Source organism: Corynebacterium crudilactis, assembly GCF_001643015.1.
Classification (GTDB): Bacteria; Actinomycetota; Actinomycetes; order Mycobacteriales; family Mycobacteriaceae; genus Corynebacterium; species Corynebacterium crudilactis.
This window is the reverse complement of record NZ_CP015622.1, coordinates 2591789-2612449: the sequence shown is the minus strand read 5'-3', so window position 1 is coordinate 2612449 and position 20661 is coordinate 2591789. Positions and strand designations below refer to the sequence as shown.

Genomic DNA, 20661 nt, shown 5'->3' with positions numbered 1-20661 from the left:
TAGGAAATCGTGACTAACTCCAATCCCACTTCCAAAAATAATTCCGCCGATTTGCCTGAGCAGCTGCGAATTCGTCGCGAAAAGCGCGAGCGCATTCTGGACAGTGGATTGGACGCCTACCCGGTCGAAGTGGACCGCACCATCTCCATCACAGAGCTGCGCTCCCAGTACGTCGTCATTTCCGAAGACTTGGAAGAGCGCACAGAAGGCGTAACCTACCTCGAAGTAGGCGAAGAAACCGATGTTGAGGTCGCAATCGCAGGCCGCGTGATGTTCGTACGCAACACCGGCAAACTCTGCTTCGCAGCCATCCAAGAAGGCAATGGCAGTACCGTCCAAGCGATGCTCTCCCTCGCAGCAGTCGGCGAAGATTCCCTCAAGGCATGGAAAGCCGACGTAGACATGGGCGATATCGTCTCTGTCCGTGGCAAAGTTATCTCGTCCAAGCGTGGCGAACTCTCCGTTATGGCTGACTCCTGGCACATGGCGTCCAAATCCCTACGCCCACTGCCAGTGGCCTTCGCTGATCTTAGCGAAGACACCCGCGTCCGCCACCGCTACACCGACCTCATCATGCGTGAACAGGCTCGCAACAATGCCCTCACCCGCATCAAAGTCATGCGTGCACTACGCCACTACCTCGAAGGCGAAGAATTCCTCGAAGTAGAAACCCCAATGCTGCAGACCCTCCACGGAGGTGCCGCAGCACGCCCATTCGAGACCCACTCCAATGCTCTCGATATCGACCTCTTCCTCCGTATCGCTCCTGAGCTCTACCTCAAGCGCTGCGTCGTCGGCGGCATCGAGCGCGTCTTCGAAGTCAACCGCAACTTCCGCAACGAAGGCGTAGACTCCTCCCACTCCCCAGAATTCGCCATGCTCGAAACCTACGAAGCCTGGGGAACCTACGAAACCGGCGCACAGCTGATCAAGGGACTCGTCCAGGCAGTCGCCATGGAAGTCTTCGGAACCACCCTGGTCACCCTCGCAGACGGCACCGAATACGACCTCGGCGGTGAGTGGAAAGTCATCGAGATGTACCCATCCCTCAACGAAGCATTGGCGCGCAAATTCCCAGGCCAACCAGAAGTCACCATCGACTCCACCGTTGAACAGCTCCGCGAAATCGCAGCAGTCATCGGCCTCGCAGTCCCAGAAAAGGGCGGCTGGGGCCACGGTAAACTAGTCGAAGAAATCTGGGAACTCCTCTGCGAAGACCAGCTCTACGGCCCAATCTTTGTCAAAGACTTCCCAGTAGAGACCTCACCACTCACCCGCCAGCACCGCTCCAAGCCAGGTGTTACCGAAAAGTGGGACCTCTACGTCCGCGGATTCGAACTAGCAACCGGCTACTCCGAACTCGTTGACCCAGTCATCCAGCGCGAACGCTTCGAAGACCAAGCTCGCCTCGCAGCAGACGGCGACGAAGAAGCAATGGTCCTCGACGAAGATTTCCTCACCGCAATGGAACAAGGCATGCCACCAACCTCCGGCAACGGCATGGGTATCGACCGCCTCCTCATGGCCCTCACCGGCCTTGGAATCCGCGAAACTGTCCTCTTCCCAATGGTGAAGCCAGAACAGAAATAAGGGTTTGGGTTCCTGAGAGTATTTTTCAGGAACCCGCCTTGGCCTTTTGAGGCCTTGAAGTTCGACTTCACGGGAACGACTTCTCACGCTCAACTTCTCATGTTCGACTTCAATAGACTTTTTCGAAAAAGTAGACTGAAGTCGAACATGAGAAGTTGAATACGTGAAGTCGCTCTTTAGCACATTCCAAGAGTCTGTCTCTTCTAGCACTTCCCAAACCTGTGGATAGAAACATCTATCCACAGGTTTTTGGTTTTTCTGGGAGCAGGCACTTGGATACTTCTGGTTTTGGATTCATAGTGAAGCCATGAAAAATTGGCAACAAGAATTCAAATTGATCAACCTCACGAAAATCCCTCACAGCGATGCTGAAACTCCCGAAGCAATCAGCAACGGAAAAATGACAAAACTTACCCATGAAGTCGCAATGGATACTGCAAGGTATCGAAGCCTTCTACCGTGGGATAAAGCAGCAGCTCGTGCTTTTGCAGTAGGTATGACTGTGGATAAGGCAGTAATAGCGGGACAATCAGCAGCAAGATTATGGGGATATCAGACTTTAAGTATTGAGAAAACAGTCTTGTGCTTGTTGCCAGAACGGTTACGTGCAAAATCTTCTAAGCGCTGGCCTGCTGGAATGAAGTATAAGAATCATTACCTTTCGCCTCGTGATATTCGGGAGGTTCACGGTATAAGAGTCACAGGGGCGTTCCGCACATTTTTGGATATTGCATTAGAAGATGGTGTAGTGGCGGCTGTTGTCACAATTGATTCGGCGAGAAGGCAGAATCCGTCACTTACGCAAGAAAAACTGCTGCACAGTGCAGAAGGATTTCCACGTCATCGAGGCGTGAAGGCGTATCGGAGGGCAATTGAGTTGTCGATTCCCAATTCAGATAGTGCGCAGGAGACGCGAGCAAGGTTGATTTTGCATGAGGCCAAACTGACAGGGATTCATAAATTACAAGTTCAAGCCCGTTTCGATCGATCACATAGCAAGTATTTTCTGGTGGATTTCCTCATTAATGATTGGATCATCATAGAGATTGATGGTCGCTCGAAATATGATGCACCAGAGCTCAATGAGATGTTGATTGCTGAGCGTGAGCGCGAAAAGTATTTCACGAACCAAGGTTTCGCAGTGTTGAGAATTGATCCGAAACAATTGGATGAGTCTCCTGGGCAGGAGTGTGAGTTTATTGAGATTTTGACGCGAACTTTGCAGCAAGAACCACCGGAACATCTAAAAATTGCGGCATGATCAGCGACCCGAAACAGAGTTTGCTTAATGACTGGTCATATGGCACTCTTTAGTAGTTTTTCTCATTGTTTAGTTTCCGCACAAAGTCGTGCTGTGAAAGGCCAAAACTGCCATTTATGGACTCTCAAATTAATACTAAGACCTCTCCGGTGGCTTCGAAGTTGCCGCGGGAGGTCGTTATTGTTCTTTCGATCCTCGTGATTTCTGCGATGATCATGATTTTAAATGAAACGATCTTGTCGGTTGCGTTGCCTTCCATCATGGAGGATTTCGCTGTGCCGGAAACTACGGCACAGTGGCTGACCACCGGGTTCATGTTGACTATGGCTGTGGTTATTCCAACTACTGGTTATTTGCTTGATCGTTTTTCTACCAAGACAATCTTTGTCACTGCGTTGTTATTCTTTACTGCGGGTACGTTGCTTGCAGCGCTTGCACCAACGTTTGCGATTCTTCTTGGTGCTCGTATCATTCAGGCCGTCGGCACCGCATTGGTGATGCCTTTGTTGATGACAGTCACATTGACTGTTGTGCCAGCTGAGCGTCGTGGTTCCATGATGGGCATTATTTCCATTGTGATTTCTGTGGCTCCAGCGCTTGGCCCAACACTGTCTGGTTTTATTCTTAATTCTTTGACCTGGCATTGGCTGTTTTGGATCATGCTGCCAATTGTTATTTTGGCACTGATTATTGGCTCTTTCCTCATTAAAAATATTGGCGAAACCAAGATCACTCCGTTGGATATTCTTTCTGTGATTTTGTCGGTTTTCGCTTTCGGCGGTTTGGTTTATGGTTTCAGTTCTTTCGGCGCAATTCTTGCTGGTGAGGGAACTACAGGAATCGTGGCGATTATCGTCGGCGTCGTGGCGCTTGTGATCTTTGGTCTGCGCCAGGTGAAGCTCGGAAAGCAAGATAAAGCGTTGATGGATCTTCGTCCGTTTAAGGTGAGGAATTTCAGTTTCTCCCTCGCAGCGATTCTTTTGGCTTTCGGCGCGATGCTGGGAACTGTCATGGTTCTGCCTATTTACCTGCAGACTTCCCTTGGTGTTACAGCGTTGGTCACGGGTCTGGTAGTCATGCCGGGTGGTTTGATCCAGGGTTTGATTAGCCCATTTATCGGCCGTTTTTATGACAAGGTGGGCCCACGCCCGCTGCTGATCCCGGGTGCTATTGCATTGACTGTGGCGGCTTGGTCTTTGACGTTCCTCAATGAGCAGTCCCCAGTGTGGATGGTTGTGGCCCTGCATGTGGTCTTCAGCATTGGCATGTGTTTGATGATGACTCCACTGATGACCACCGCTTTGGGCGCTTTGCCTAAGTATTTGTACGGCCACGGCTCCGCAATTTTGAATACTTTGCAGCAGCTTGCTGGTGCAGCGGGTACTGCGATCATGATTGCGGCGCTGTCTTTCGGCACCTCAATCGCGGTGTCTGCCGGAACTGCACAGGCTGAGGCAGTGGCTGCTGGAACGAAGGTGGCGTTCATTTCGGGTGCAATTATTGCGGTATTCGCGCTGGTTGCCTCATTGTTTGTTACTCGCGTTGAGGAAGAAGAGGCTCAAAGCCACTAAGCACAAAGATGCTTCTCGACGCCTCCCTGCCCCGCCGCCCTCCAAGGCCGGCGGGGCTTAAGCGATTTATGACTGTCAAGGATTTAGATCTCTAGAGGAGCCTGCTCGAATTTTTTGTCAGTCCATCGTCCGTGTTGAAACACCGAGATAAAGGATGGAATAGGTCTCAGGAGTTCGTCGGTGCTAGGTGGTGTAACCAAGACTGCAAAGTGTGTAGGCGAATAAACTTCAACCGTTGTGGAATGGTCTTCTGGTGTATTCCAGCTGGTTATTTCGATTCCTGAATCTTGATTTAAGAATATTATTTTCGTATCTTTGGTGAATTTTACAGCTATCCCCTTGGTGGTAAACCACGATTCACTTTCTGACCATAAGTGGAGTTCCTCGGAAGATAAGATATGAAAATTTGAATCTAGCATTACTGTCATGTCCCAGAATTGCACTAGGTATTGGTCTTTTATGCGAGCTGCATGGAAGATTTTGTATCCATCGTTGCGAATTGGACAGATGTCGAATTGTCCTGTTGAAGTCCTTCGCCCAAGCGCGATGCGTTCTCCAGTTTCTGTAGACGCAGCCAAGGCATAAAGTCCATCAGGATAGCTTTCCACTATTTTCCAGGGTGCAGGAACGGTGGGTTTTATAGCAGATTCTTCCTGGAAAGCATCCCAATTTTGTACATCTGAGAGAACTCGCATACCGGGGACTAATGGCCAAGAGTGTTTAAAGTCGTGGATTATTCCTGGTGAGAATTGGAGCTGAGGGGAGTGTGCGGATGGAATAGGGACGAAAGTTTGCCCAAGATATTTTCCGCTTTCAAGATCCCAGCAGCGCAGTACAGGTACTTGCTCTCCGAGTACCCAGAGATGATTATTTTCTATATGCGTACTCTCACGGTGAAATTGCAGCGGTTGCAGTGGTGGTGAAACTGCTCCGTCGAGGGTGACATCGAGTATTACTTCAAGCAAGTAAATTTCGTCTTGTACATATGCATCGGTGGTATCAGTGAGTTCTTGCCACCGTTGTCCATGACCGCTTTGCCCTAGAGAGCCAACTCCAGCGTAGATGCGTTCGATCTTGAGATCGTTCCAAAGTTGTTCGGACCCCCATGTGCTGTAGCAAAACCAACCTTGCAATTCTGCTTCGTAGCCTAAGGGAGAATCCGAAAAAGAGCTTGCTGCCCAGCCGTCACCAGTGATGACGATAGGCCATACCTGATCGATGGTCTTGTCAGCTCTATGTCGCACCCAGGCACGTCGGGTGGTTTTTAGACCTGGCAGAGGCTGAACTTCGCGTTCAAAAACAAGGGGTATGAGTATTGTTTGTCCAATCCGATAACGTGGGATAACGCCTTCAACAGCATCCATGGTGACTAATATTCTGAGATTTCGAGGATTCTCAGATTGTGGTGGTAGTTGAGTAATTTGATGTGGAATTGTGGCAGGCAAAGTCGATTTTGCATACTCAGGAATCGGCATGGTTGGTCCCGCCCACGCGGGGTTATCTAGATGTGATGGGAATTCCACGGATATAGCTTGGATGTTCTGTCTATGGCTTTTGATGGCAAGAATGACACCAGTTTGTACATCGATCTCAATTTGTTGTGGATGTTCCTCATCATCTTTAAATAGATGAGCAGCAGTTGGAATTACCCAGGTATCACACTCTGCAATTTTTCCTGCTGTGATGAGAGAAGGATCGAGATCCCATAGGCTCATTTCTGCAATTGCATCATTGGGATTGATAAGCAGGTTGGTACCACCAAGAATCCTCAAATCGAGACTATCCACAACATATGGACGATCTTTTTCCCCGAATTTCCACCGCGTAGTGTCTGCCCCGCGTAGGACATCGACTCCATCTCGCTGTATATGGAACCCATTCTGGCTGCGTTGAATGTGCAGGCCATTCGGATTGATAAATGTCATCATTGATGTTGCTGGTTTTAGGCCACCAGAATGTTGGGCAAAATTCTGCGTCTGTGTGGCCTGGAAATGCATACTCACGGTGGTTTCTGCACCACGACGGATTAGGTTTAATACGTGCTCAACGGAGTCCATGAGCCCAAGGCTAACGCGCTAGCTGTCGCTGATGCCATCCCAGGTGCGGTTCCCACACGAACAAGGCGTCGATAAGCATGTTCTTTGGATTTTTTAGCGAAATGACAATTTTAGTGCGTGAGGCATATTCAACTATTGAGCTGCGGGTATTGAACTCAGCAACGGTAAGTTTCTCTGTTGTTTCTGGATCGTGGAAGGCGTGAACATTGTCTTTTTCGCGGAAACCGACAAGGGAGTCGTACCGAAGTGCCAATCCGGGTGTTGTTCCAGGTGGAAGATCTGACAGCGGAGAATAAAGCATATCGGGGTTGCCTTTCACCTCAACGCTGAGGATCTCCAAGTCTGTGGTGAAGGTGATGAAGTGGGAGATGGTGCGAAGATAAATTTTTTCTCCGTAGTGCAAGATTGAATCGATCTCCAAAAATCCAAGATCCAGTTCAACGAGGCAGGAAGGCTCGGATCTATAGATTGCTTGGTGTAAAGATTCTGTGCCTGCAGACAATAAGCTCTCGTGTTTGAGTGCATGGAAATTATTGCCGAAGCTGTGTTGTAGTTTCCAACCGGCTGGAATATTTGGCTTGGTTTCGGTGACCTCGTTGAGGTGGGGAAGTTCCCAGGTTGTACCGTCGTAGTCGATAACACCACCTGCCCAATGTTTCTTTATTTCCCGAGCTTGGTTGCCTTTTTCGAGTTGAATATCCCTGAAAGTAGGGATTGGTATCTCATGGATAAGTTCACCAGTGTCCACATGGAAACCTTGGACATAAGGCAGGCCGGTATCTGAAAGCCAGAAGGTCTCGCCGTCACAGGTGCTTGTGCTGTTTTGTTCGAGGGGTTCCTGAAATTTTGGGGGCTGTGCGCCGTCGAGGGTGACGTCGATTATTGCGTCTGAACCATGGCGATAGATGGCTGTGATTACTGCATATGTGCGATAGTTGATGTCAGAGTAGCTAGAGTGTGTGAAGTATCCGGTGAGGTTTTCTTCCCGGCGGAGTGGTTTCTTTGTGGAGACTAAGGCATTCCAGCCGTCGGAATGAAAAGTGTAGGTTCGGAAGTCTTTATAAAGTTCGCCAGGTTCGGTGTATCCGCGCCGAGTTGTCATGAGCTGTTCATGTGGTGGTTCGTCTAATTCGAATGACAAAAATAGTGCAATTTGATTACCAATTTGTTTGTCAGGAACAGATCCCCACGGACACAGCACACGAAGACTTCGGGCAGCACTCGGAGCATCGGGCATCACAAGCGGGCTGGGGTTTGCGGGCTCTGGTTGTTCAAGAGGTTCTTGTTCTACAACTGATACTTCCCCTGACCACTGTGGGGATTCCCAGTTGTCTAAAAATTCTACTGATACGGCGTGCACACGCTCATTGGTATTTTCTGCAGCTAAAACTATGCCGTGTTCTGCATCGATGCTCAGCGTGACATGGCGCAATGGGAGAATTAAAACAGGCCGATCAGCGTGTGTTTCTTCCGCGATATCGGCAGGATCTAGTCCGCCTAACTCGGATAGCCACGTCTTGGAATCCATGAAATAGCTGGTTAATCCGATAACTTCGACTTTGTGGTTGGGGTGAAATACCGGAATTGGATATCCAGCACTAAATTCCCATCGCGAACCAGGAATGCGTCGAAGGATATCGACGCTGCCCCTGCTCACACGCATTTCTAGGCCCTTGCGTTCAACCATGAGTGGCTTCTGAGAAGCCCACGGATGAAATGGCGGATACATCATCCATTCAGATCCATGTGACCGCTGTTTCTCCACACGCTCCAGCACAATTTTGCTGGCTACCAATGATGCAGAATTCAGCAGGTCAAGGATCGATTGAAAAGAACGCATACCCCCGAAACTACTTCAAGATGCTTCTCGACGCTTCCCTACGCCGTCGCCTTCAGGTAGTTGCCAATCGCCAAACGGTTAATCGCAGAGCGATTAACGATGCCCACTACTGGGCCATTTTTACCACGAAGCACTGGAACCTTTTTGATGTGTGCATCCGATAGCGCGGCTATGGCATCAGCAATCGAGGATTCCACATCGATGGTGAGAACATCATGAGTGGCTAGTCGCATGACATTGAGCTCTGCCAGTTCAGACATGGCTTTATCCAGGTCGTCATTGCCACCGATCGCGTATGAGTAAATCGAAGCAGAAGAAGGGTATGTAGCGGAAAGATAGCGCATGACATCACCGTCTGAAAGGAACCCTGCAAGCGACCCATCGGAGTGAAGAATTGGTGCGCCAGAGATACTGCGCTCAGTGAATGTTTTAAGAGCATCCAGGACTGAATCATCAGAAGACAAGGTATACACATCAGTCTTCATGATGGATTCCAGGGAGTTGTTCCCAGTCGACTTCACCGGAGTTGTCTTTGCGGAACGGTACGCCAAGAATGCCAAGAAAATGCCGATTAAGGACGTAATCACAACCAATGCCACAGCACTGTGGAAGCCACTAAGAAGGGAATCAAAATCAGTGTTTCCAGCGCTTACCGCACCGTAGATGCCGGCACCTAGCGAAGTACCAACACAACCTGCAATTTGGAAACCCGTGGACACAATAGTAACGCCGTGCGAGCTAGTTTCACGGTCGAGCTGGGAGAGTGCAAAAGTTTGAGAAGGTCCAATGACCAGTGCAGTTGCTAAAACAGCTGGAATATAAAGCACACCAAACAACAGAATCGAGGAGTACCCAGCGGCAATGCCAACGAAGGTGACAAATACTGCCATGATCAAGAATCCAAGAGGAATGGACCAACGTCCACCGTGGCGATCAAAGAGTCGACCAGCGATAGGCCCCATGATTACTGTCAGCAAGATACCTGGAGCGAGAGTAAGTGAGGCGCCCAAAGGATCCATCTGATGCCCAGATTGCAGGAACAATGGAATGACAACATTCATGGCGAAGACGAAGAGCAAGCCAAGCATGGTCATCAAGACACCAAGCACGAAGGACTTATTGGAAAATGGGCTCAGGTTAAGCAGCGGATGTTCGATGCGTTGTTGGCGAATAGCAAAAATCCACAGGGCAGCAATGCCAATGACAACGGAGATACCCGCATAGAGAGTGTCACCACCAAATGCTGCGGAAACACCATAAAGAATGCCGACTAGTCCGATTGCTACCAGCAAGAAGGAAATGATGTCCAGAACTGGACGTCGTAAAGCAGCAACCGTTTGCAACGCAAACCCGCCAGCTAGCAGGACCAACAGCGATAAACCGCCAAAGACCCACAACAATGTGGTCCACGGCGCGATGGTCAACAGAACGCCAGACAAAACGATCGCCAGAGACGGCCCAAGTGTGGTCATCGCAGCCATGATGCCCATGTTGAGTCCCAACTTTTCACGCGGGGACACAGCCAAAGTAATATTCATGCCGATCGGGGTGAGCAAACCTGTACCAATGGCTTGAAATAGACGCGCAAAAAGAAGCACACCAAAAGAAGGCGCTAAGGCACCGACGATGGAGCCAAGCAGCATAAGCGCCACAACGGCTACGAACAATGGCCGAGTGGGGAAGCGATGATAAAGAATATTTGACACAGGAACAAACACTGCAGCAACTAGCAAATAACCAGTGGTCAACCATTGGACAGTGTTTACATCAACGTTGAAATCCTGCATGATCGGCGTGAACGCCACATTGAGGAAAGTTTCATTGAATGTTGCAAGGAACGCGGCGGCTGCTGCAACTGCAATCATCCACGTATAGTTTTTGGGATGCGCAGGAGGCATCGAAGATTGAGACATTTTTTCCTGACAGTTCGGCTTTAAAATCAGCTCATCGGCGGTGCCGTGTCAGGAGATCTCCGTGATATCCCTCGTGTCGTGTCTTCGCAAGCTGCTGTGACTAATGAGCCACAGAGCAACAAAATCTATCAGAATCTTAAAATTTTTTCTAATGGGAGAACTATCAATTGCTCAGAGATGGTTCCTCTCTAACTAAAAAGCCATAAAGACGGCCAACCCACAAAGGGTTGGGCGTCTTCACAGCTGAAACCTAGTTTGTTGCTACTAGCTGGGGAGCACCTTTCAAGTTAGGGAAGTAGGCGGTGAGGAAATCTTCTAGTCCTGCGGTATCGGTTAGCGGGAAGATACCGGATACGTACTGGTCTGGGCGAACTACCACTACAACACCATCGCGGGAGATTTCGCGGCTGTCGAAGATGTCTGAATCTGCGGTGATGCCGAAGGAATTTTCGACGTTCGTTAGTCCGAAGATGCCTACTTCCGGTTTGAATGCGGAAGGAATTTGGCGGAGATCGAGCTCAGTGTACGGGCTCTGGTAGATCACCTTGGCATCCACGAGCGTTGGGTCGAGGGTTTGTTCTGCCCATTCTGCCCAGCGGTTTAGCTCAGAAGCTTCGCCGTTGGGTGCATCGCTTCCTGCGAAGACATAGGTGCGGATACGTCCGTCGGCAGTTGCTTGGTGGCCGAGGTGCGTTTCGGTGAAGTCGCAGACTCGACCGACCATCGCGGACTTGAAGCGTCGACCAATTGGGTAGCCCTTTGCCAGGTCCTGGTTGGTTCCTTCCATGGTGATAGAGGAAGGCGGGTAGTGGGTCATATAGCCCGCGTTGAATTCGGAGTTTGCGCGGTAGAAATCTTCGAGGTCTTGAGCGCTGCCCATTTCGCTGCTTGGCTTGGCCATGAGCGTTGACCAGTTCTTGTCGTATTCGATGAGCTTGTAGGCGATGTCTTCGCGCTCTTCAGCGTAGGTCTGAAGTAGTTCGCGTGGGCTGTTTCCGCTGGCTACGTGCCCAAGCTTCCAGCCCAGGTTGAATCCGTCCTGCATAGACACATTCATGCCCTGACCAGCCTTAGCGCTGTGGGTGTGGCAGGCGTCGCCGGCGATGAAGATGCGTGGATGCTCACCTGTGGTCTTCTCTGAGACGCGGTCATCGAAATGATCAGCGACGCGGTGGCCCACTTCGTAGATGGAGTTCCAGACAACGTTTTTCACATCGAGGGTGAATGGAGCCATGATCTGGTTGGCAGTATCGATGACAGCCTGAAGCGGAGTATCGCGAACTGCCTTGCTGCCATCATCGGGTACTTCGCCCAAGTCGACGTAGAGGCGGAAGAGGTAACCGCCTTCGCGTGGGATGAGCAGGATGGTGCGGCCGGAGTCAGATTTGATGGTGCACTTCTTGCGCACATCAGGGAACTCGGTGTTTGCATGGATATCCATCACACCCCATGCATGGTTGGCTTGCTTGCCCTGGAGTCGGTATCCCAAGGATTTACGCACCTGGCTGCGTGCGCCATCGGCGCCGACCAGGTACTTCGTGCGGACTGTGACAAGTTCGCCGGTCTGCTCACCAGTTGTGCGACGAAGTGTTGCGGTGACTGGGTATTCCTCGTTGTCTGCGTTATCTGCAACCTCGAAATCCACGAACTCGTAGCCATAATCTGGTTCCATGCGGGTTGGAGAGTTCTTCATGAACCGGTTGAAGTGGTCAATGATGCGGGTCTGGGTGAGCAGAGCCATGGGGAATTCACTGATGTGCTGTGGCAGCTCGCGGGTGCTGTTGTCACGGATAATCTCGCTCGGCTTATCCGGATTAGGCTTCCAAAAAGCCATATCAGTGATTTCATGAGCTTCGGCAAGGATCTCGTGGGCGAAACCGAATGCCTGGAAGGTTTCAATGGTGCGGGAGTGCACACCATCAGCGTTGGCCAGCTCCAGACGTCGATCGCTGCGTTCGATGAGGCGAGTGGTTACATTAGGGAAGCGGGAGAGCTGGGCTGCTGCGATTGTGCCAGCTGGACCGGAACCAACAATCAGTACATCCATGACCTCAGGAAGAGACTCAGGGCGGTTGATTCCGCTACCTTCTGCGCGCATCTCCATTGGGTCAGCAGTGGCGTATCCATCGTAGTGAAACTGCATGTCAGGTCCTTTCCAGGGGTTTTATCTGATTCACGGAAGGGGGCGCTCCGTGCGATACCTAGAAATGTAACCCAGGCCACAAACTTGATGGAAGTGTGATTGGGGGAGTTGTCTGTTTCGGGCAAGATCATGTCCGTCTGAGAACAAAAAGCCCTTAATCACGCAAGAATTGACGCTGCGATTCTTTTCGCCATTGGAGAGGAGTCATCCCAAACCGCTCCCGAAACGTGCGGCTGAAATGGCTTGGAGAAGCAAATCCAAAACGCTTGCCGATCTCACTGACAGGCACATTGTCCCGTTCCGGTATAGACAGGGCTTTCTTGGCGAAATTCAGCCGAGTGTTCAGCACATAACGCCCAATAGTGAGATCTGCATCGGCAAAGATACGGCTGAGCTGGCGTTCACTGATCCCCACCGCAGCGGATATCTGTGCAGCAGAGAGCCCACTATCGGAGATATTGAGCTCGATATAGTTTTTTGCCGCAGAGATCAGCCCTTCCTCACTGCTTACAGAATCACCAAGCACATTGTGGAGTAGTCCAAGTGCCTCAGTTTCGATGCCACTCCATGACTTAGTTAAAGGCTCAGTGGAATCGATATGCCTTGGTTCGCCTCTTTCGATTCTGTCTAGTGATTCCTGCACCAGCAGCGCTAAGGCCTGTTCGTTGGCGTTTCCAGTGGCACCAAAATCAAATATTGCGGGCAGTTCCGGACTTTTGGAGCCGACGATCTCGCGGTAACGCTGTTTCGGAATGGTGAGCACAAGCTCACGAAACCGGTTGTTGAATCCACGAAGAAATGGCCGGTCAGCATCATAGACGATAGCTTGTCCAGGGCGCAGCGCCACATGTCCGCCACGGTGGAAGAACACCGCGTCGCCTTCGGTAGCGAAAAAGATTGCGATGACACCAGTGGGATTATCCGCGATGAAGCTTTCAGAGCGCTCGACAAATTGCGAGGTTCCAAACACGCTAGCCATGCGTATAGAAGGAAGGTGCAGATTAGTTTCTGAAGCCTGCATCGGGCGATCGTCGATAGTTCGAATATCGAGTGGGAGCAGTGCACGAGCATTATGCCCCTCCCACATTTGGACACGGTTGTCCGGAACGATCCCGCTCGTGCTGAAGCGCAAATACTTCGGCGGCTTCTGTGCTGGTTGCTGGTCAGTCATGGTGCATTCCACAATAGGGCTTCACTCTTAAGAAGTCATTAATATGAGAGCCAATCAAAGGAGAGCACATCCCTATTGACCTTGCATTTTGTATTAATAAGGTTAAGTATCAGGCTTGCCGTGAGCTAAAAGGCATTAGATCCCTTTAGTTAGATTTCAACAGATACAGTTTCAAATTCTGTCGTTGTCCACTGTCCTGATTGGAATATAGAAATTGAACGTGGGACAGGCCGCGTCCGGGTGCCTATTTGATTGTTTTCAGGGATCATCAGCACGGTGAAATATTCAGAAGAATGCACCTTGATTTGTGGAGAGCAATCTGACGGAGTTGCTAAGTGCGTAATTTCTGCAGTGGAATCCTGTTCGATGAAAAGAATCTGATTTTCCTCAGTGCTTACTGCAACGCCTTCAGAAACAAACCATGACCATGGTGACTCATCAGGATGGTGATGCTGCAGGGAAGTGATCTGAAAATCAGAATTAATTGTCACACTTATCTGCCAGAGATTAACAAAGTACTCATCACCCACACGCGTGGCGTAATGGATGCTGATACCGTCTGAAGGGATCGGGCATATTTCTAATTCCCTGTTGGCATTCATTCTTCCTAATGCAATGCGTGATCCATGCTCAGAGTAAGCGTGAAGTGAGTAAAGACCAGCTGAGAGGTCCGACATTAGTTCCCATGGCTCAGGTACTTGAATTGGGGATTCAAGATCAGGTTTCGAGGGAGACGGCGACCAAGGTTGAGCGTCGGACAAGGCATCTGCTCCGGGAACTAAACGCCAAGCAATTTCATCGTTATGGATAAATTGTTCAGCAAAGGAGAGACAACTGGAGCGCTGCAATGAAACTGGTACGAAAGTTTGGCCTAGATAATGGCCGGTTTCTAAGTCCCAGCAACGTAATACTGGATAATGCGCGCAGAGGACCCAGAGTTTTCCGTCGATAAGGTGCGTGCTTCCACGTTCAAAACGCAGAGGCTGCAGTGGTGGTGGAACTGCACCATCGATCGTGACATCGATGATGGTATCGCGGAGAAAAATTTCTTCAGTTCGGAAAGCATCAGTGGTGTCTTCGAGTTCTTGCCACAGGCGTTCTGGCTTATCGAAGACACCGACGCCACCGTAAATACGTAAAACTTTCAGATCATTTCGATCAACATCAGCATCTGTGTAGGAAAACCAGCCGCTCATCTCTACATCTTGGGAAGCCGGCGTTGTGATATAAGAGTTGGCTGACCATCCATCTCCCGTGAATCGGACCGGCCATTTGGGACCAGCGATGGGGTTTCCTAGATGATCAATCCATCCTCTTCGTGTAGTTTCAAGGCCGTCGATTGGTGCTGAATCGTACCGAAAATCGAGTGCTAAACGTACTGATTCTCCAACTCTAAACTTCGGGTAAGCGCCTTCTAACGCGTATTCACTGATCCAGATTCTGAGATGTCTAGGATTCTCGGATTGAGCAGGCAACGCAGAAATTTCATGAGGAATGGTTTCGGGAAGATTTATTTGTTCTTGAGGATCCGGCCATTCGGTTGAAGGACCTACCCAGGTGGGATCAGGTAGTTCATTCGGAAAAGAAATGCTGCTGGTTTCTATACGTTCTCGGTTGCTTTCTACCGCTAAAATGACACCTGTTTCAGCATCAATTTCAATTAGTTTGAGCTGATTTTCATCGTTGCTGAATTTATGGGTAGCGTGTGGAATGACCCAGGTATCACGTTCCAACACGGCACTTTTAGTAATCGTGCTTGGATCGGTAACACTGAGCTTTAATGCACGAATTATTGACAGCGGATTGATGAAGAATTCAGTTCTGCCGAGGATCTTAAGGTTTTTCGCATCGATGGAAATAGGATTTTCATCTTCTTTAAAGAGCCAGCGCCTGGAATCTACTCCCCGCAGGATGTCTTTATCGCCGCGAAGTAGGTGCACGCTATTTCTGCTGTAATGAACAGTTAACCCGTCAGCTTCAATGTATTTCAGGAGCATAGGGTCGACATACCAGCCTGAATATCCTGAAGGTTCCTGAGTACGAGTTGCAGTGAGGTTCAAGCTTACTGTTGTCTCTGCGCCACGTCGGATCAGATTCAGTAGCTCATCAATAGACTCCATGAGCTTAAGACTAATTTGAAAAGTATATTGTCGCTCTAGAATTTTCGGGATGCTTAAGGACAACTTTGATTTCTGGAGGAATCGCCCCAGTACTGTTTTAAGGCTTTGAGATTCCGAAATGACCTTTGGGTTGAAGTGGGGTAATCCAAGCCCTTAGATGGCATCTTGGAGATGGGGCTATTGAGGCTCTTGTGATTCCTGAAATATGTCAGTGCAAAAATCTGCCACAAATTGAGGGTGGGTTCAGATCTGTGTCAGATCAGTGCATTTTCGAGTGCTGGGGATGCACGGATCTGCCACAGAATCCAGTTTTCCAGCGGTTTGTGGTGAGTTTTTGCATGTGCCATGTACCAAGGGCCAACACGGAGAACTGGCTGAGTCAGAAGCAGGATTTCTGCAAGAAAAAGCGCCAGGACCCAGCACGATCCAGCCAAAAACACTTAACGCGAAGCGCGTGGCTTTCCTTCTGCATAACCTTCAGTGGATTGCACACCAACGGTGGCGCGCTCAAAGAAGGTCTCAATGGAATCTGCACCTGCATAAGTAAAGGAGGAGCGGACACCGGAGATGATCTGGTCTACAAGATCTTCGACACCGCCGTGGCGCTTATCGATGTAGATGCGGGCGGTGGAAATACCCTCTTCGAACATGGCACGGCGGGCCTTTTCGAAGGCTTCGACCTTTTGGTTGCGGCTTTCTACAGCGCGCCGGGATGCCATGCCAAAGGATTCTTTGTACATGCGTCCATCGGATTCGAAACGTAGGTCGCCGGGGGATTCGTAGGTTCCAGAGAACCAGGATCCCACCATCACATTGGAAGCGCCAGCAGCTAGCGCAAGGGCTACGTCGCGTGGGTCACGGACGCCGCCATCGGCCCAGACGTGTGCGCCAAGTTTGCGGGCTTCGGCGGCGCATTCTAGGACTGCAGAGAACTGTGGTCGGCCGACACCTGTTTGCATGCGAGTGGTGCACATTGCGCCTGGTCCAACGCCTACTTTGATGATGTCTGCGCCAGCTTCGACGAGGTCGCGCACACCATCGGCGGTGACAACATTGCCTGCCACAATCGGGACGGTGACACCCAGTGCGCGGATGCGTTTGAGGGCGTTGATCATGGTGGATTGGTGGCCGTGTGCGGTGTCGACGACGAGAACGTCGGCGCCGGCGTCGATAAGCGTCTTGGTGCGTCCTTCGATGTCACCGTTGATGCCGATGGCGGCGCCGACTCGCAGGCGGCCGTGGGCGTCGATAGCTGGGCTGTACATGGTGGCGCGGAGTGCGCCGGCGCGGGTGAGGATGCCGCGGAGGGAACCATCAGCGGCGACGACGGGTGCGAGTTTGCGGCTGTGCTCGTGGAGGATTCCGAAGGCATCTTCGGGGGAAATATCCTCGGGCAAAGTCAGCAGTGAAGTGGACATGAGGGTGCCCACTTGGGTGAAGTTATCGGCGCCTTCGAGATCTTTGTCGGTGACAATGCCAACTGGCTTGTCGCCATCCAACACAATGGCTGCACCGTGTGCGCGCTTGTGGATCAGGTTGCGCGCATAACCGACGGTGTGGTGCGGTTTTACGGTGATGGGGGTGTCAAAAACGAGGTCAGCTTTTTTCACATTAGCAATGGTCTCCGCCGCGATATCGGCAGGAACGTCCTGGGGGAGAATCGCGATACCGCCGCGGCGTGCGATGGTTTCTGCCATGCGTCGACCAGCAACAGCTGTCATATTAGCTACCACGAGCGGAATGGTGGTGCCGGTGCCATCACCTGTGCGCAGATCCACGGACATGCGGGAGCCGACGTCGGAACGCGAAGGAACCATAAACACATCGGAATAGGTCAGCTCATAGGGCGGATTGGAGTCGTTAAGAAAACGCATGTGGGTCTCCTAAATTTGAAAATCAGTTATCCCTGAACACGGCAAGGGTACATCAATTGCACTTATCGACGCCCCAACCCAGTGTTCGCTACAGGCGTACAGGGGCTTTAAAGCCCCCAAAATAAGCCCTGAACAGGGCTTATATGGTTTAGTGCTTGGATGGTTTCAGGGCCTTATGAAAAAGTAGGGAAGTTTTGACCAGCTGGGGCGTTAAAGTGGGAGAAAGCTAATTTTAGAAATAAAGAATTAAGGGGAGAGACATGTTCGAGAGGTTTACCGATCGTGCACGCCGCGTGATTGTGCTCGCGCAGGAAGAGGCGCGCATGCTCAACCACAATTACATCGGCACGGAACACATCCTCCTCGGCCTCATTCATGAGGGCGAGGGTGTTGCATCCAAGGCTTTGGAGTCCATGGGAATTTCCCTGGACGCCGTCCGCCAGGAAGTTGAAGAGATTATTGGCCAGGGCTCACAGCCCACCACCGGCCATGTTCCTTTTACTCCTCGTGCCAAGAAGGTCCTGGAGCTCAGCCTCCGCGAGGGCCTACAGATGGGACACAAGTACATCGGTACTGAGTTCCTGCTTCTCGGTTTGATCCGCGAAGGTGAGGGCGTTGCAGCTCAGGTGCTAGTCAAGCTTGGTGCTGACCTGCCTCGCGTGCGTCAGCAAGTTATTCAGCTCCTCTCCGGTTACGAAGGTGGCCAGGGCGGTTCCCCAGAAGGCGGACAGGGAGCTCCTGCCGGTGGCGAAGCCGTTGGCGCAGGTTCCGCACCAGGCGGTCGACCATCTTCTGGTGGCCCAGGCGAGCGCTCTACCTCTTTGGTTCTTGATCAGTTCGGACGCAACCTCACCCAGGCTGCCAAGGACGGCAAGCTGGATCCTGTCGTTGGTCGCGATAAGGAAATCGAGCGCATCATGCAGGTGCTGTCTCGTCGTACCAAGAACAACCCTGTTCTTATCGGTGAACCAGGCGTTGGTAAAACCGCCGTTGTTGAAGGCCTCGCGCTGGATATCGTTAATGGCAAGGTTCCAGAAACCCTCAAGGACAAGCAGGTTTATTCCCTTGACCTAGGTTCCCTGGTTGCAGGTTCCCGTTACCGCGGTGACTTCGAAGAGCGCCTGAAGAAGGTCCTCAAGGAGATTAACCAGCGCGGCGATATCATCCTGTTTATCGATGAGATCCACACCCTCGTGGGTGCGGGCGCAGCAGAAGGCGCAATCGATGCTGCCTCCCTACTTAAGCCAAAGCTTGCTCGTGGTGAGCTCCAGACCATCGGTGCAACCACCCTGGATGAGTACCGCAAGCACATTGAAAAGGACGCAGCACTTGAGCGTCGTTTCCAGCCAGTGCAGGTTCCAGAGCCTTCCGTAGAACTCACCGTTGAGATCTTGAAGGGTCTGCGCGACCGCTACGAGGCACACCACCGTGTCTCCATTACTGATGGTGCTCTTACCGCTGCAGCTCAGCTTGCTGATCGCTACATCAATGACCGCTTCTTGCCAGATAAGGCCGTTGACCTCATCGATGAGGCTGGCGCACGCATGCGTATTAAACGCATGACTGCACCTTCCTCCCTTCGTGAAGTTGATGAGCGCATCGCTGATGTTCGCCGCGAGAAGGAAGCGGCGATTGATGCTCAGGACTTCGAAAAGGCAGCAGGTCTTCGCGATAAGGAGCGCAAGCTCGGCGAAGAGCGTTCTGAGAAGGAAAAGCAGTGGCGTTCTGGTGACCTCGAAGATATCGCTGAGGTCGGCGAAGAGCAGATCGCAGAAATCCTGGCCAACTGGACTGGTATTCCTGTCTTCAAGCTCACCGAAGCAGAATCCTCACGCCTGCTCAACATGGAAGATGAGCTACACAAGCGCATCATCGGACAGGAAGAAGCTGTTAAGGCTGTTTCCCGTGCGATCCGTCGTACCCGTGCAGGCCTGAAGGATCCTAAGCGTCCTTCCGGCTCCTTCATCTTCGCTGGTCCATCCGGTGTTGGTAAGACTGAGCTGTCTAAAGCTCTGGCAGGATTCCTCTTCGGTGACGATGATTCCCTCATCCAAATCGACATGGGTGAATTCCACGACCGCTTCACAGCTTCCCGTCTCTTCGGTGCGCCTCCGGGATACGTCGGCTACGAAGAGGGCGGCCAGCTGACCGAGAAGGTCCGCCGCAAGCCATTCTCCGTGGTGCTTTTCGACGAGATCGAAAAGGCCCACAAGGAGATCTACAACACCTTGCTGCAGGTGCTTGAAGATGGACGTCTTACCGATGGTCAGGGTCGCATCGTGGACTTCAAGAACACTGTTTTGATCTTCACCTCCAACCTGGGTACCGCAGATATCTCCAAGGCTGTTGGACTGGGCTTCTCCGGATCTTCCGAAACGGACAGCGATGCTCAGTACGATCGTATGAAGAACAAGGTCCACGACGAGCTGAAGAAGCACTTCCGTCCAGAGTTCCTGAACCGTATTGATGAGATTGTGGTCTTCCACCAGCTCACTAAGGATCAGATCGTCCAGATGGTTGACCTCCTTATTGGTCGCGTATCCAAGGCGCTTTCTGAGAAGGACATGAGCATCGAGCTGACCGAAAAGGCTAAGTCCTTGCTGGCTAGCCGTGGCTTCGATCCAGTACTGGGTGCACGACCACTGCGTCGCACCATCCAGCGCGAAATCGAAGACCAGATGTCTGAGAAGATCCTCTTCGGCGAAATCGGTGCTGGCGAGATCATTACCGTTGACGTCGAAGGCTGGGATGGCGAGTCCAAGAACACCGACGGCGCGAAGTTCACCTTCAGCCCTCGTCCAAAGCCAATGCCAGAAGGAAAGTTCTCTGAGATTTCAGTCCAGGCAGCAGAAGCAATCCAAGATGTGGATTCCGCAGCCGACGACACCGTCCCAGAAACTGATTCCCTCTCTGACGTTGACCTCAAGTCTCTTGAGAAGTTCGAAGAAGAAGTAGAAAACGGCACCGACATTGATCGTGCGTCCGGCGACTACTACGGAAACGACAACCAGGGTGGCACAGCTCCAACCAAGGAGTAATACGCCCGCTTTGGCGACATGATTAAGCCCCGCAACCTAAGGTTGCGGGGCTTTTCTACGCTTCAAATGCTGCGTAAAAGCTA

The 20661-nt window shown here is 51.2% G+C and carries 11 protein-coding genes; 4 read left to right on the top strand and 7 right to left on the bottom strand.

The genetic code is table 11. The annotated features are described in order from the left end of the window. Nucleotides 1-9 precede the first annotated feature (9 nt). From lysS to ccrud_RS12095, 3 genes are all read left to right on the top strand, one after another. On the top strand, nt 10-1590 hold the full coding sequence (gene lysS / locus ccrud_RS12105; RefSeq protein ID WP_066568101.1) for a lysine--tRNA ligase: 1581 nt from the start codon (nt 10-12) through the stop codon (nt 1588-1590). A 307-nt stretch (nt 1591-1897) separates the two neighbouring features. Then, on the top strand, nt 1898-2851 hold the full coding sequence (locus ccrud_RS12100) for a DUF559 domain-containing protein (RefSeq protein ID WP_066568099.1): 954 nt from the start codon (nt 1898-1900) through the stop codon (nt 2849-2851). A 116-nt stretch (nt 2852-2967) separates the two neighbouring features. Then, entirely contained in the window at nt 2968-4422 is a 1455-nt protein-coding gene (locus tag ccrud_RS12095) for a DHA2 family efflux MFS transporter permease subunit (RefSeq protein ID WP_066568096.1), read from the top strand. An 83-nt stretch (nt 4423-4505) separates the two neighbouring features. Here the strand turns inward: ccrud_RS12095 and ccrud_RS12090 are convergent, their stop codons facing one another. The 7 genes from ccrud_RS12090 to ccrud_RS12055 all read right to left on the bottom strand — a co-directional run bounded on the left by ccrud_RS12090 (nt 4506) and on the right by ccrud_RS12055 (nt 17540). Next, the gene (locus ccrud_RS12090) at nt 4506-6479 is read right to left on the bottom strand and encodes an acyl-CoA synthetase (protein WP_066568093.1); all 1974 of its coding nucleotides are present in this window, start codon (nt 6477-6479) and stop codon (nt 4506-4508) included. A gap of 10 nt (nt 6480-6489) precedes the next feature. Further along, nucleotides 6490-8319: a hypothetical protein gene (locus ccrud_RS12085; protein ID WP_066568090.1), complete on the bottom strand. Its 1830-nt coding sequence runs from the start codon at nt 8317-8319 to the stop codon at nt 6490-6492. Nucleotides 8320-8357: 38 nt separating this feature from the next. Then, nucleotides 8358-10232, bottom strand: coding sequence for an MFS transporter (locus ccrud_RS12080; protein WP_245670266.1), 1875 nt, complete (start codon nt 10230-10232; stop codon nt 8358-8360). A gap of 250 nt (nt 10233-10482) precedes the next feature. After that, entirely contained in the window at nt 10483-12375 is a 1893-nt protein-coding gene (locus ccrud_RS12075; RefSeq protein WP_066568088.1) for an FAD-dependent monooxygenase, read from the bottom strand. A 154-nt stretch (nt 12376-12529) separates the two neighbouring features. Continuing rightward, complete coding sequence (locus tag ccrud_RS12070; protein WP_066568084.1) at nt 12530-13546, bottom strand: helix-turn-helix domain-containing protein; 1017 nt, start codon at nt 13544-13546, stop codon at nt 12530-12532. Between the two features lie 149 nt (nt 13547-13695). Further along, nucleotides 13696-15666, bottom strand: a complete 1971-nt coding sequence (locus ccrud_RS12065) for a hypothetical protein (RefSeq protein WP_066568080.1) — start codon at nt 15664-15666, stop codon at nt 13696-13698. 440 nt (nt 15667-16106) lie between these two features. Next, nucleotides 16107-17540 carry a GuaB1 family IMP dehydrogenase-related protein gene (locus tag ccrud_RS12055; protein ID WP_066568074.1) on the bottom strand — a complete coding sequence of 478 codons (1434 nt, stop codon included), beginning with the start codon at nt 17538-17540 and terminating at the stop codon, nt 16107-16109. Nucleotides 17541-17800: 260 nt separating this feature from the next. Between ccrud_RS12055 and ccrud_RS12050 the strand changes: the two genes are divergently transcribed. Next, nucleotides 17801-20578: an ATP-dependent Clp protease ATP-binding subunit gene (locus ccrud_RS12050; RefSeq protein ID WP_066568071.1), complete on the top strand. Its 2778-nt coding sequence runs from the start codon at nt 17801-17803 to the stop codon at nt 20576-20578. The last annotated feature ends 83 nt before the right edge of the window (nt 20579-20661 follow it).